Below are 13,265 nucleotides of genomic sequence, written 5' to 3'. Positions count from 1 at the left end.
TGATTTATGTCTGCTTCAATTTCATCTGAAAAAATGTCACAAACCGAATTGCGGGCTACGGCCGGACTGGCCAGTGTCTATGGTTTGCGCATGTTTGGATTATTTATCATTCTGCCTGTCTTTGCTTTTTATGCAGAGCATTTACCCGGTGGCAACAACTATGCTTTGGTTGGGATTGCTCTGGGTGCTTATGGACTTACACAGGCTATACTGCAAATTCCGATGGGTTGGTTGTCTGATCGCATCGGACGCAAACCGGTGATCTATTTGGGCCTGATATTATTCGCCATTGGCAGTTTTATCGCTGCTCTGGCAACCGATATTTACTGGGTGATTTTTGGACGTATTATCCAGGGCGCGGGCGCTATATCTGCGGCCATCATAGCGTTAGCCGCCGATTTGACGCGCGAGGAACACCGCACCAAGGCGATGGCGGTTATAGGCATGACTATTGGAACTGTTTTTGCACTATCGCTAATTATAGCACCCGCACTGAATCAATGGATCGGCGTGCCCGGCATTTTTGCCATGACGGGCGTATTGGCGATTGCCGCCATTTTCATTGTTAAAAAACTGATTCCCGATCCGCTTATCAGTCGTTTCCATTCCGATACCGAAACTTCGGCTGACAGCTTCGGTAGCGTGTTAAGGAATACCCAATTACTGCGTTTAGATTATGGCATTTTCGCGCTTCATGCCACACTCATGGCGCTGTGGTTGACTGTGCCGTTAACGTTACGTGAAGCCGGTATGGCCGTTGATCATCACTGGCAAATTTATTTGCCGGTTTTAATCTTTTCCATGATACTCATTATTCCGGCGATTATTTACAGTGAAAAGAAAGCCAAATTAAAGCAAGTTTTTGTCGCAGCAATTGCATTATTACTCTGCGGACAAGTGGCTTTGGCAATGACTGCAGGGTCGATTCTTGGCACGGCTTCAGCTTTATTCATATTTTTTGCGGCATTTAATTTGCTCGAAGCCAGCTTGCCCTCATTGATTTCTAAAATTGCTCCTGTGGGCGCCAAGGGTACTGCAATCGGTGTATACAGTAGCACACAGTTTCTGGGCGCATTCGTCGGGGCCGCAGTTGGCGGATATTTGATAGAACATCATGGCAGTTCTGCACTGTATATATTTTGCAGCGGGCTTTTGGTGATGTGGTTAATTTTTGCATATACCATGAAAGCACCTGCAGCAGTGCGCTCAAAAATGTATCATGTACTGGAAATGAATAACGCAGCAGCTCAGCGTTTGTCGCAGCAGCTCGCGGGATTGACCGGTGTGCGCGAGGCATTGGTGCTAGCCAATGAAAGAGTGGCTTACTTGAAAGTTGACATGAAAGGATTTGACGAAGAAGGCGTTAATAAATTGCTGGGCGAAAAAGAGGAGGAACCAAATGGCATCAGTCAATAAAGTGATTCTTATCGGAAACCTGGGCAAAGACCCCGAGACGCGATATATGTCTAGCGGCGATGCGGTAACCAACATTACAGTGGCGACAACTGAAGTCTGGAAAGACAAAAATGGCGAGAAACAGGAAAAAACAGAATGGCATCGTGTTACTTTTTACCGGAAATTGGCTGAAATTGCCGGTGAGTATTTGAAGAAAGGGCGCTCAGTCTATATTGAGGGAAAACTAGAGACCCGAAAATGGACCGATAAAAACGGCATGGATCGTTATACAACAGAAGTCATCGCTACTGACATGAAAATGCTCGGAAGCCGTTCAGGCAGTGACAGTTTTGATTCATCCGGCAAGGAGGGCAATGAGCACGCTTCTGGCCAGTCTTCAACCAATAGAAACAACAATGGATTTGATGATATGGAAGATGATATTCCGTTCTAGGGAGAAGTAAGATGCTTTCCCTGGAATAATGTGTTGCATCACATAAACCAGGGAGTATCGCGTCTTTTTGGTTTGTTTATTCGGGTGACAGCAGTGGCTCTTTAAGTTCTGAATCGTATAAATTGCCAGGGTTATTTGTTAATGAAAATTCTATATTTTCTATTTTGCCACCAATGTCTTCTGCCAAATGGCGGAAATCCGTTGCAAGCATAGTCTTTGGAACAATAAAAGTCTGTTGATGGCCGGATTTAAAGTTTACTTTTATTCTCATAGTACAGAACTCAACAATCAAAGGTTGGAAAAATCTTTCAACGACTTAATCAAAAGAAACTTTAATTTGTCTGCTTGATAATTCTGAGAATAAAATCGATAGACTGTGGCCCTTTGGTTGAATTATTGTGGATTATGGACAATCCATCGTGTCGACATCCCTGCCATCATATGATCATTGACATGGCAATGAAATAACCAGTTTCCGGGTGAGCGCGTGACCATATCGACGGTCGCCATGCTGGCTGGCATGACCTCAATAACATCGGTTCGACGTCCATGATGTAGAACCGTCTGTCCATGCCAATGAATAGTATGATTATCCTCTTCGTTACCCAAAGCAACAATATGCCAGCGCGCCTTTTCTCCCAGATAGGTTTCGTATCCACTCAGGTTGCCAAAAATGCGGCCATTAACGGCATGTTTCAGACCGCTTTCTTCCCCGTCTTCTTCATCAAAAATCATATATAACGCGGTAAATTCTCGATCGACATCATTGGGCGACGGGTCTTCACTTGAGCGCGCCATTCCTTTCCGTGTCACCACAATCGTGCCAACCAATCCCAGGTTCATTTCCTCTTCCGCCATCACATGCGAATGGTAAAGCCAGACAATAGAAGATGGATCATTAGGACCCGGGCCGGATGCTTCATCAACAATCCAGGTATAAGTATATCGTTTCTGCGGCAAAACCAGCGCGCCCTTGCCGCCGTCGGCACCCTCGTTATCCTTGTCGTAAAGCATGCCATGCGGGTGTATTGAAAGCGGCCGGTCGGTTTTATTCAGAAAATGGACATTGACCGTATCCCCGACTTCGGCACGGATTTGCGGACCCAGGATGCCCATCCATTCAGGCTGTGATATGGGTTTGGAAAAATCCTTATCGTGATAGCCCACATAACGGTATTTCTGATAGACAAGTGTCTCGCCCCAGACATCCAGTCCATCTTTTTCAGCAATCTGGTTTTTTCCGCTGGGTGCATAATTCCAGGGCATTTTTTCTGCGGCAATCCAGTATTCTCGAATGGCTGCCTGTGACGAGAATGCTGTCCCTGCAAGTATCAAGAAAACAACATTAAGAAAAATAGAACGAAAACCTATTGAGGCCATGATGCATTTTTTCTCTAGAATATAAAATCAATTGAACATTTCATGTCATTGTAAATTCTTTAACATCCGAATACCATTATAAAACGTCGTGACTCTGGACTTATCCAACATAACGCAAGGTTTGCGGAAACGGTCGCAGTAGCGTTTCGTTACAAAGAAAGCTTCATGTCGGATACAGTCTATCGGGCAGATGACCATATCAGAAATGTTCAGCAATTTGTGCAACTCGCTTAAGGACGTATCCAGACGACTGTGGAAACTCAGAAAATGACCACCAGCATCTTCTACAATCTGGCGATAAGCCGGATACAAGTGCTCTTGTCCACCGACACAGAGCACAGACCGCCCCGCCAAATGTGCATCGCGCTTGTCGAAAACAGGCGTAGATGCTTTGATAAGCGGTATCGAAACAGCGGATGTTTTTTTAGTTGAAGCGAGGCTAATCGTGTTTGCTTTCCGAGCAACATTGTTCATCCCACGTAAAGCCGTGTCAAACAGTGTTTCGAAGCGGGCTAAAACAAAGAAAGGTGAAATCGGGACTGCTGCGTGTCCTGTAGCAGGCGATACCAAATCAAAGACCAATTTCTTCATGAATTTCATATGTGAAATCTCCTGACAAAAAAGGCTGGCTTGCCTGGAAAGGAACAGGCTGGCTTGCCAAAGTGCCGTGGTCAAAGGAGAAAGGGCCAACCCCAACGGCAAAAAAAAACTTTGTTTTATTTAGTCAGAATCAACTTACCATTGCGCGTTCGTCGCAATACATAACAATCACCGCGATGTTGAATTAACACGACATTGCCCCGGATAAACAAAGTGCTGCTATCTATAATCTTGTCCTGTACCGGTAAAGCGGTTAAATGTGGGGTAACTGGAATGTCCGGTTGTGCCGAAATTTTGACTAAATTGCCCATAACTATTTTTATTAACGCGAATGAGAATGATTATCATTATATCAATAAAAAAATAGAATGCAAGCATTAAACTAAATATTTTGAAGAAAAAATGAACTGAAATTATCCTTCTCTTCCGACCAATAAAACATACACCGATAATACCCCAAGACACACAAAAGCGAGGAATGACCAGTCCGGTATTGTCAAAGACAGAAACTCCCAGTCGACATCAGTGCAATCACCGTTCGCTTCAAACATTCCCGGCCACCATTGTGCAATCGGTAACGAATTGAGAAAGGCTTCTTCCGGACTGATACCGCACTCAAACGATTCAGGGTAACGAATCAGCCAGGATTGGCGGAATGCCACAACTGCGCCGATCAACGCAAAAACCGTCATGAAAAAACCATAAATCTTGCGCGCAAGCAACTGGGGATTACGAATAAATGCAAGTAATGCCGTCAACCCGAGTACCCAGTACGCCAGCCGTTGCGCCACGCAGAGCGGACAGGGCAACAGGTTTTCAACATGTTGCAAGTACTGGGCGTAGCCAAGCAGTCCCGCACATGTCAGAAATACAAACAGGAAAAGCAATCGCATGGTATCTCGCAGACTTTTGATTAGTTAGCAATAGATTATTATCGCTATTTTAAACTGTTCTTTAATTGAACATAAAAACAGGATAAGTTCGCGTAATTTTAACAGGATTGCAACGATCCAGATTGTATCCGCAATGAAAAATTTTTTATTTCTTATTTTATGTAAAACTTAACAACTGTAAATAACGTATTGTAGAATTGGACATTCTCGTATATGGTCATCCAAGGATTCAAAACATATTCAATCATTGAGCCATTTTTCTAATTCATGTTCAGGCCAAACTGTTAACTAACAAGGAATGTACGGATGCAAAAAATAGTCATAAAACACATCACCGGAACCAAAGCCGATCAAACTGAAACCTTTGAAATGCCCTTTAATACGTTAACTTTTGGGCGCTCGGAAGAAAGTTGCCAAGTCAAATATGATCCAGAAAAAGATGATCTTGTCAGCCGTACACATTTACAAATTACGCCAGATAATAATAATCAGTTTTTACTCACCGATTTGAACAGTAGCAATGGCACATTTGTTAATGGACAAAAAGTAACCGAATCAGTAACTTTACAATCTGGAGATACAGTTCAGCTCGGCAAAGATGGTCCAAAATTTGTTTTTGAAATGGATCCACCTCCGGTTGCAAAGAAAACACGCCAGGCTGAAAGTCCTTCTGCAGCAATGCCAACTCAACAACGTGAAACTGTTCAGAGTAAAGCAATACATACCGAAGAAAAAAGCACAATACACGCAACCACACCGGTTAAACAGGGTATTGGTCATGCAACATTAGAACGCAGGGTAAGTCAGGCAGAAACAAGCACCCGAAAAAGAATGATCAATATCAGTGCCGGCATTTTTACCGTAATAGCACTTGTCGTGGGTTATTTCTGGTATCAAGGCGCTCAAGATAAACAGGAATTGCAGAATACATTCGATACGAATATGGCTGCAGCTCAAGCTGAACAAGCGCGGCAACTGGAAGAAATAAGAGCCAGTGCGCCCATGTCGGCTACTGAAATATCGCGATTGTACGGCCCATCGACTGTTTACATCGAGACTAGCTGGAAACTCATACATGTTGACTCAGGCGAGCAGGTATATCAGACACTGACATGTATCGAAAAACAATCGAATGGTCAATGCCAGAAAGCTGGCCCAGTTTATGAGTACAACAATGGTAAATTGACACCCGCATTGAACTTTGATTCGGGTAGGCCGATTGGAGGAATCGGAACAGGCACTGGATTTGTAGTACATGGTCAGGGGTTTATTCTGACGAATCGCCATGTTGCTGCAGGCTGGGAGACAAGCTATTCTTTTCAATTTCCAGGATTACTTGTATGTACTGGCAACCAAAAATGCGATCCCAGAATCATTAATGAAAATGATCCAGTTGTGAAAGCTATGCCGGACTGGATACCATCTGAAATATATAAGCAACTATCAATTCAAGGTAAGGTCGTACATGGCAGACACGATTTTCTTGAGGTCACATTTCCCAAATCTTCTCTGAGAATTCCCGCCAATCTGGTACGCGTTTCTGATACCGCTGATGTCGCGTTGATTAAAGTAGATGTGCCCCAACAGTTGCAGGCTGTTCAAATAGATCCAGTAACACCAGTTTCTGCTGGCGATCAAATTACAGTCATGGGTTATCCAGGTATTTCTCCTGATGTTTTGGTGAAACTGGAGTCTCAGGATTTTTTAAATCGCAGAGGCGAGATTCGTTCAGTGCCTGAACCGACAGTAACAACCGGAAATGTTGGCAAAGTATTTTCCAATACGGCAAGCAATCCCTCCGAATCGGTCAGTGAATACTTGAGCATGGCCGGAGATTCGTATCAACTGACTGTGAACGCTACTGGACCAGGTAATAGCGGAGGTCCGGTATTCAATGATAAAGGCAGTGTAATTGGGATTTTTACCGCAATGCGGCAACATCAGGGCGCCATGATTACTTTTGCCGTTCCCATTAAGCATGCTCAGGACATCATGGGTGTCCAAAGAACCATTAATTAAAATGTCAATGTTGGCTGAACTATGGGAACGTTTTCTCAGGAATGTTCCCAGGTTTACAAAAATCACCGGTCACACGCCGGTTGACTATCAAATGGAAATCGGTTTATTGACCGACAAAGGCCTCACCCGCTCAATCAATCAGGATAATATCGGTGTGTTTCAATTACCGGACGGCCAGGGCTGTATTGCCATTGTTGCTGATGGCATGGGCGGTCATCAGGCAGGTGAAATCGCCAGCCGTACGGCAGTTGAGACAATCCAACAGAACTATTTTAGACTGGACAAACACGCTCCAGATCAGGCGTTAAGTCGGGTATTTGACATGGCCAATTGCGCAATTTATACACAGGCGCAAGATGATCCTAAACACCACGGCATGGGAACAACGCTTGTTGTGTTGGCGTTACATAAATCCATGGCCTATTTTGCACATACTGGAGACAGCCGGCTTTACTATATGCACGAAAACGGATTACACCAGCTTACACAAGATCATACCCTGGTAGCCGAAATGCTGCAGCAGGGACTGATTGATGCCGAACAGGCAAAAAACCATCCAGAAAAACATATTATTACCCATGCTGTCGGTACAGAAAGGAAAGTATTTGTTGAATTACCGTACACACCACTACCCATAAAAATCGGAGATTGTTTTTTATTGTGCTCTGACGGCCTTTATGATCTGGTTGATGATACGGAAATACTGGATATTTCAATGAAGTATCCGGCGCAGCAGGCCTGCGAAGAACTGGTTAGACTGGCCAATGAGCGAGGCGGCCATGATAACATTTCAGTAATTATTATCCGGATTGTGCAAGAAACCGAAGCGAATCTAAGAACACCGATTACTCGCGTGTAGATAACGATTCTAAATTATTGAGAACAGATAAAACCATGGATGTAATTGGACCTTATAAAATCATCGAAAAAATCGGTGAAGGTGGAATGGGGGAAGTCTATAAAGGCTTGGACACTATGCTGGAGCGCGAGGTGGCAATCAAGCTGATGCGTCCGGAACTGATCAACCGTCAGGAAATCGTTGATCGTTTCAAATCGGAAGCGATTGCGACCGGCCGGTTGAATCACTCCAATATCACAACACTTTATAACTTTGGCCAGGAAAATGACCAATATTATATGGCGCTGGAATTTGTCCCAGGCAAAGAACTGGAGAAAATCCTGCAAAATGGGGCGCTTCCCTGGCGCAAGGCTGTGGAATATGCGATTGCCGCTTTAGAAGGGCTCGAATATGCGCATCAATTAGGCATTGTTCATCGGGATCTTAAACCCAGCAACATTATGGTGCATGACCAGGGCACGGTCAAAATCATGGATTTCGGCATTGCCAGAATACTGGGAAAAGCCCGGTTGACCAAAACGGGAAATTTCATCGGTACTCTAGAGTATACTCCGCCCGAACAAATCCAGGGAAAAGAAGGTGATGCACGGTCGGATATTTATTCCCTCGGTGCAGTGCTGTATGAAATGCTAACAGGGAATACACTTTTCACAGGAACGACCGAATTTGAGCTCATGAATGCACAGATCAAGGAAAAACCGCGCGCACTGCGAAAATTAAAACCGGAAATTCCGGCAAAACTGGAAAAAATCGTACTACAGGCAGTAGAGAAGGATCCTGCAAAACGGTTTACCAGCGCGAAGGAATTTAGTACGGCGTTGCAGCAACTGGTACGTGAATCGGGGCACGAACCTAAATCCCCTGGCAGTTTGGCGTATTTCTGGAAAAACTATCCGGCTGTCGTCATAGCTGTCGCACTTCTGGTTCCAGGTGGTGTTTTCATCTTGTGGCATATGGATACAACCGCACCGGATACAGCGCCACAAACAGCAGCTATACAACCGGAACAATCCACGCAACAACAGATTACCAGCTCGCCGCCGCCGAATCTATTGTCAGATGATCTGTCTGCTCCGGTAGATTATGAATCTTATGCCCCAATGGATCCGCAACCTCAGCCAGAGTTTTCAGACGCAAAAATTCCACAATTGGCCTTGATTCCTGACCCCGGACTCGGTCAACCCCTGCCCGATCTGGAGGAAGTTGAGCCGTTCACAGATATTGACGATTCCGATTTTGCCACACCCAAAACAGGCCAGATTCCAATTCCGGTACGTAAACCAGAAAGCATTAAGAACATGCAGCCTGTCCGTACCGTGGAAACAACACAACCCAGAAAAGCAACGTCTCAACGCACGGAACAACCTGCACCAGTCCGCCAGCAAACGTCACCGGCTGCGCCACAGCCAAATGACGACGAGGATATCGGCGAATGGGCGAAAGGGTTTTTTGGGGAAAACTAAAATGCTAGTCTTATTCATAAGGAGAAAATGATGAAAAAGTTTATTCTCGCAATCGCATTAATGGCCGTTTTTCTGGGTGGTTGCGCCAATACCCATAACATGTCGCAAGGTCAGCAAACTGCTGTTGGCACAGGTTTGGGCGCATTGGCAGGCGCCGGCATCGGCGCGTTGATTGGCGGCAAGCAGGGTGCGGCTATTGGTGCAGGCCTGGGCGCGCTTGTTGGCGGTGTTGCAGCGCATATGCTCGCCAGCGACCCGTACACGCAATCGGTCAGCCAGCAGTCCGAAACTTGGCAGAAGCAAACCGGCGCACAGACTGAAGCTGTCAAGGTCTCTGAAGTGATCGAAAACGGCGAAGCCAGGAAACAGATCGACGTGCAAAAAATGGCGCTGTCCAGCGATAAAGTAGAGATCAATAACCAGTTATCACCCACCATCAAACAGCAACTGACCGTGGCGAAAAATGAAGCGGTCAAAACCGGCGGCCTCGTCCATGTTGCTTATCCGGCGGATATTCCGCCAGCAGTTTTGCAGGACATCCGCAGCATTGGCGTTAGTACGGAAGTGGATAATTCGCTCAGAGACGGCTACGTCATATACCTCGCTCGCAGCATGAGGGATCTGGCCAGTGCTGTAAGCATCTGATATTCCCGAATTAAAGTGAGGCAGCACCGTATCGCCAGATTCTCATGACCGCACCCCGGTCTGAAATCTTCATCAGCGCCGCGACTAGCAACCTTGGCAGCTGCAGGCAATTGATCAAGGAAGCGCTGCTGACGCTGCATTATGCGCCAGTTGAGCAGACCAATTTTCCGCCTGATGCCAGGCGGGTGCAGGAAAAACTGCGCGAGAAAATCACCGCGTGTCATGCCGTGATCCATGTCGCAGGCATCGCTTACGGCGGCGAGCCGGTCTATGTGTTCGTCTGCAGCGAGGATTTTCCTACGATGCGCATAAACCCGAAGATGATAAACGGCGTGCGCTGCAACAGGCGCACCGTAATCGCTTGCTGGACACCGACCACGAATACACACAGATCAACACCCGCGAGGAACTGGAAAAACGTGTTCTCGCACTGCAACTGAAAATCGAGCAGTTTAAAAAACTATTGCTCCGGCTCAGCAACCTAAACAAACATTACCCAGAACAAACAGGAACAAACAGTACCAAGTCTTGCATTAATACATTTTCAGACAAAGGTCTAGTCCACATTAGTAGACTATAAAGCACGATCGGTGATCGAATCAACCTGCTGAAGCTGATTACGCCTGGAATCTGAAACAGGCTATTGACCATTCTTTGGCTGTTTTTTGCAGCAAAAATAAGCATTGCCTCTGAAAATTTCTGAAGAAAAATGTGACGATAAGATAAATAATTTCTGGCTGAAATTCTGTCCAGTTGAATTTTCAAAATATCCTTTTTCAGTGTCGACTAATTCTACTTTGTCAGATTCAAATGACCCCAAAAGTGTATCAAACTGATGTATAATAACACTTTGTTTAATAATTATTAATCACGATCATGTCGTGAAAATACTAAACGGTCACTCCAATTTGCCCTTCAGGGGCTTCCAGAAGCGCTTAGCGCACATTTATCGTTATTTTCATCATTTTTTGTATCGGCGACGCGCGATGCGTCAGCGACATTCTATGGCTACCTGCGTGGACTGTTTCAATCTGAACGAGCAAATATGTTACGCATGGGCGAAGTCAATGAAGTTGACCACCAGGCGATGCAACACATGCTGACATCAGACGCGATTGACTGGAATGGATTTGGCGAGCAGATTGCGATTGAGACGGATGCGTTGTTGGGTGGTTCTGCTGCTGTTTTGATTATCGATGAAAGCGCTTTTGCGAAGAAAGGCGAATCATCAGCAGGTGTTTCCCGACAATGGAATGGCCGTCTTGGTAAGGTAGACAATTGTCAGGTTGGTGTATTTGCCAGTTTGTGCCAAAACAGCATGGCCAGTTTGATTGATGCGCGCCTGTATTTGCCACAACATTGGATGAGCGATTCGGATCGTTGCAAGAAAGCAGCAATACCTGAGGCATGCCAGTATTATCAAAGCAAATGCGAGATTGCATTATCAATGATCGAAACAGCCAAACAACGCGGTGTGCGTTTTGGTTATGTCGGCATTGATGGCGGCTATGGCAAGGATCCTGCTTTCTTGCGTGGTGTTGATAAACTTGGCTGCACATTTGTCGCTGATGTTCACTGTCGGCAGATGGTTTATCTTGAAGACCCAAAACCGGGCATTCCTGCCTGGAATAGCCGTGGCAGGCAACCGAAACGCCTGAAAGCACAATCTGAGGCGATACGTGTTGATCAATGGGTATCAGAGCAGCCGGATGCAGTATGGCGGCGCATTAAACTGCGCGAAGGCGAGAAAGGTATGCTGGAAGCGGAATATCTTCATGCATTTGTATGGGTATGGGATGGCAGCGAGAAACAAGCGCATCGCTGGCACTTGCTGGCAAAGCGGGAGGTTGGCGCTAGCGAAATATCGCATTATAGCTTATCCAACGCGTCACTTGAAACACCGTTACAGCAACTGGCGCAAGTACAGGCGCAGCGTTTCTTCATTGAGCACAGCTTTCATGAAGCAAAAAGCGAATGTGGCATGGCTGATTATCAAGTGCGCCGGTGGGATGCATGGCATCATCACATGGCGCTAGTCATGCTGGCAACGCTATTCTTGGTCAAGCAAAAGATGCTTGGGCGCAAGCAATGGCCGATGTTATCCTTCAATGACCTGGTGACCGCATTAGCGCACATGCTGCCAAAAAGACAACTTACCACCGAGGATCTGGCAGATGTTATTCATAAGCGGCACCGGCGACGGCTCAGCGCTAAAAAGTCTTTTGCTAGGCGAAAAGTGGCTTTTGGGTAATCTGACAAAGTAGAACTAATTAAAAACCATAAGGGCATCTCTAAAAATTGATATTACAAGACAGGGTAATTCAGGAAGGGAAGCCATTTTTCATAGTTAGTGTATAATAACACATTGTTTATTATAGTTAATAGTCATATTCACTGATATAGGATTCCATCATGCAATTCAGTTTTTTTGACCTTGAAAATCGCTATGAACAGCTAAGCAAGCTAAGAGATCCGCTTGAAGAACTGAATCGCATGATCGACTGGAATTTATTCGCTGATCTTCTCAGGGAGACGACTACGAAGCCTAGGAAAAGCGCGGCTGGTCGCAAACCCTTTGATCGGGTGATGCTATTCAAGATGCTGGTATTGCAAAGAATGCATAATCTGTCGGATGACCAGTTGGAGTATCAAGTACGGGATCGATTGAGTTTCATGCGTTTTTTGGGGCTTGATTTGGCGGGGGTGGTACCGGATGCAAAAACGATGTGGGCGTTTCGGGAGGAGTTGAAGGAGAATCAACTGATTGAACGGCTATTTGCGAGATTTGCTGAATGTTTACGGGAGCTGGATGTTGAGCTGAAGTCAGGTCAGATCATTGATGCAACTTTTGTGACGGTTCCCAAGCAACGTAATACGCGTGAGGAGAACAAGATCATCAAGGAAGGTGCGATTCCGATTGAATGGGGGCAAAATCCTCACAAGCTGGCACAAAAAGACATTGATGCGCGTTGGACGAAGAAGAACAACGAATCGTTTTATGGTTACAAAGATCACGTGAATGTGGATCAGTGTACCAAGTTGATAACCCATGGGAATTTACATCAGCGGAAGTTCACGATAGCCAGGTTTTGGCAGAAGTGCTGCAATCCCCTAAAGAGGGAGGGACTGATGTTTACGCGGATTCAGCCTATCGCAGCGAAGCACAGGAAGAAATTCTGGCTACTTCTGGACACACGAGCCGCATTCACGAAAAAGGTGCTCGCAATCATCCACTCACGGACACGCAAAAGTTTGGCAACAAAAAGAAATCACAGGTGCGCGCACGGGTTGAACATGTATTTGGTTCGATGACGAATGAACTGGGTGGAATCACTATTCGTACCATAGGGCTTATGAGAGCAAAAGTACAAATAGGCTTGCTCAACCTCGTTTACAACATTAAGCGTGTGGTGACGTTGATTCGCAAAAGATGTTTCAGTTTCGACAGGGTTATTACGCCCAGAATTGCCTAAAATAGGAAAAACGAGAGGATAACAACCCAAAACGCCTTGAACTGAGCAATAATCAAATTCTTGAACAGAAAAATATCGGGAATC

At 45.5% G+C, this 13,265-nt stretch carries 14 protein-coding genes and 1 pseudogene; 10 read left to right on the top strand and 5 right to left on the bottom strand.

The window, feature by feature from the left end:
- Positions 1-33: 33 nt before the first annotated feature.
- Complete coding sequence (locus MRK00_06380) at positions 34-1,416, top strand: MFS transporter (protein ID MDR4516996.1); 1,383 nt, start codon at positions 34-36, stop codon at positions 1,414-1,416.
- A complete protein-coding gene (ssb, locus tag MRK00_06375) occupies positions 1,400-1,849 on the top strand; it encodes a single-stranded DNA-binding protein (protein ID MDR4516995.1) in 450 nt (149 codons plus the stop codon). Before MRK00_06380 ends, ssb begins: the two co-directional genes overlap by 17 nt.
- Positions 1,850-1,925: 76 nt before the next feature.
- On the opposite strand, the gene MRK00_06370 is transcribed toward ssb, so the two are convergent.
- From MRK00_06370 to MRK00_06360, 3 genes are all read right to left on the bottom strand, one after another.
- Positions 1,926-2,120 (bottom strand): hypothetical protein, encoded by a 195-nt coding sequence (locus tag MRK00_06370; GenBank protein MDR4516994.1) that lies wholly within the window; start codon positions 2,118-2,120, stop codon positions 1,926-1,928.
- A gap of 122 nt (positions 2,121-2,242) precedes the next feature.
- Positions 2,243-3,229 carry a multicopper oxidase domain-containing protein gene (locus MRK00_06365; protein ID MDR4516993.1) on the bottom strand — a complete coding sequence of 329 codons (987 nt, stop codon included), beginning with the start codon at positions 3,227-3,229 and terminating at the stop codon, positions 2,243-2,245.
- 45 nt (positions 3,230-3,274) lie between these two features.
- Positions 3,275-3,829 carry a DUF2325 domain-containing protein gene (locus tag MRK00_06360; GenBank protein ID MDR4516992.1) on the bottom strand — a complete coding sequence of 185 codons (555 nt, stop codon included), beginning with the start codon at positions 3,827-3,829 and terminating at the stop codon, positions 3,275-3,277.
- A gap of 2 nt (positions 3,830-3,831) precedes the next feature.
- Here MRK00_06360 and MRK00_06355 point away from each other — a divergent pair, with 2 nt between their 5' ends.
- The gene (locus tag MRK00_06355) at positions 3,832-4,017 is read left to right on the top strand and encodes a hypothetical protein (protein ID MDR4516991.1); all 186 of its coding nucleotides are present in this window, start codon (positions 3,832-3,834) and stop codon (positions 4,015-4,017) included.
- Here MRK00_06355 and MRK00_06350 read toward each other — a convergent pair.
- Entirely contained in the window at positions 3,946-4,140 is a 195-nt protein-coding gene (locus MRK00_06350) for a hemin uptake protein HemP (GenBank protein MDR4516990.1), read from the bottom strand. The two genes, MRK00_06355 and MRK00_06350, sit on opposite strands and share 72 nt — an antisense overlap.
- A 102-nt stretch (positions 4,141-4,242) precedes the next feature.
- Positions 4,243-4,722 carry a disulfide bond formation protein B gene (locus MRK00_06345; protein ID MDR4516989.1) on the bottom strand — a complete coding sequence of 160 codons (480 nt, stop codon included), beginning with the start codon at positions 4,720-4,722 and terminating at the stop codon, positions 4,243-4,245.
- 306 nt (positions 4,723-5,028) lie between these two features.
- Here MRK00_06345 and MRK00_06340 point away from each other — a divergent pair, with 306 nt between their 5' ends.
- The 7 genes and pseudogenes from MRK00_06340 (at position 5,029) to MRK00_06310 (ending at position 13,181) form a co-directional block, all read left to right on the top strand.
- Positions 5,029-6,741, top strand: coding sequence for a trypsin-like peptidase domain-containing protein (locus MRK00_06340; GenBank protein MDR4516988.1), 1,713 nt, complete (start codon positions 5,029-5,031; stop codon positions 6,739-6,741).
- A 7-nt stretch (positions 6,742-6,748) separates the two neighbouring features.
- Positions 6,749-7,600, top strand: a complete 852-nt coding sequence (locus MRK00_06335; GenBank protein MDR4516987.1) for a Stp1/IreP family PP2C-type Ser/Thr phosphatase — start codon at positions 6,749-6,751, stop codon at positions 7,598-7,600.
- 35 nt (positions 7,601-7,635) lie between these two features.
- Positions 7,636-9,063 (top strand): protein kinase, encoded by a 1,428-nt coding sequence (locus MRK00_06330; GenBank protein ID MDR4516986.1) that lies wholly within the window; start codon positions 7,636-7,638, stop codon positions 9,061-9,063.
- Positions 9,064-9,093: 30 nt separating this feature from the next.
- The gene (locus MRK00_06325) at positions 9,094-9,708 is read left to right on the top strand and encodes a hypothetical protein (protein ID MDR4516985.1); all 615 of its coding nucleotides are present in this window, start codon (positions 9,094-9,096) and stop codon (positions 9,706-9,708) included.
- Positions 9,709-9,752: 44 nt separating this feature from the next.
- Positions 9,753-10,148, top strand: a complete 396-nt coding sequence (locus tag MRK00_06320; protein MDR4516984.1) for a DUF4062 domain-containing protein — start codon at positions 9,753-9,755, stop codon at positions 10,146-10,148.
- A gap of 581 nt (positions 10,149-10,729) precedes the next feature.
- On the top strand, positions 10,730-11,959 hold the full coding sequence (locus MRK00_06315; GenBank protein MDR4516983.1) for an IS701 family transposase: 1,230 nt from the start codon (positions 10,730-10,732) through the stop codon (positions 11,957-11,959).
- Positions 11,960-12,117: 158 nt separating this feature from the next.
- Positions 12,118-13,181, top strand: a pseudogene (locus MRK00_06310) (IS5 family transposase).
- Positions 13,182-13,265: the final 84 nt, after the last annotated feature.

The organism is Nitrosomonas sp., assembly GCA_031316255.1.
Classification (GTDB): domain Bacteria; phylum Pseudomonadota; class Gammaproteobacteria; order Burkholderiales; family Nitrosomonadaceae; genus Nitrosomonas.
This window is presented reverse-complemented; position numbering and strand designations above follow the sequence as displayed.

Coding starts and splice junctions, on each gene's coding strand:
- MRK00_06325 (MDR4516985.1), top strand. CDS start 9,094: ATGAAAAAGTTTATTCTCGCAATCGCATTAATGGCCGTTTTTCTGGGT.
- MRK00_06360 (MDR4516992.1), bottom strand. CDS start 3,829: ATGAAATTCATGAAGAAATTGGTCTTTGATTTGGTATCGCCTGCTACA.
- MRK00_06380 (MDR4516996.1), top strand. CDS start 34: ATGTCACAAACCGAATTGCGGGCTACGGCCGGACTGGCCAGTGTCTAT.
- MRK00_06340 (MDR4516988.1), top strand. CDS start 5,029: ATGCAAAAAATAGTCATAAAACACATCACCGGAACCAAAGCCGATCAA.
- MRK00_06365 (MDR4516993.1), bottom strand. CDS start 3,229: ATGGCCTCAATAGGTTTTCGTTCTATTTTTCTTAATGTTGTTTTCTTG.
- MRK00_06345 (MDR4516989.1), bottom strand. CDS start 4,722: ATGCGATTGCTTTTCCTGTTTGTATTTCTGACATGTGCGGGACTGCTT.
- MRK00_06320 (MDR4516984.1), top strand. CDS start 9,753: ATGACCGCACCCCGGTCTGAAATCTTCATCAGCGCCGCGACTAGCAAC.
- MRK00_06350 (MDR4516990.1), bottom strand. CDS start 4,140: ATGGGCAATTTAGTCAAAATTTCGGCACAACCGGACATTCCAGTTACC.
- MRK00_06335 (MDR4516987.1), top strand. CDS start 6,749: ATGTTGGCTGAACTATGGGAACGTTTTCTCAGGAATGTTCCCAGGTTT.
- MRK00_06330 (MDR4516986.1), top strand. CDS start 7,636: ATGGATGTAATTGGACCTTATAAAATCATCGAAAAAATCGGTGAAGGT.
- MRK00_06370 (MDR4516994.1), bottom strand. CDS start 2,120: ATGAGAATAAAAGTAAACTTTAAATCCGGCCATCAACAGACTTTTATT.
- ssb (MDR4516995.1), top strand. CDS start 1,400: ATGGCATCAGTCAATAAAGTGATTCTTATCGGAAACCTGGGCAAAGAC.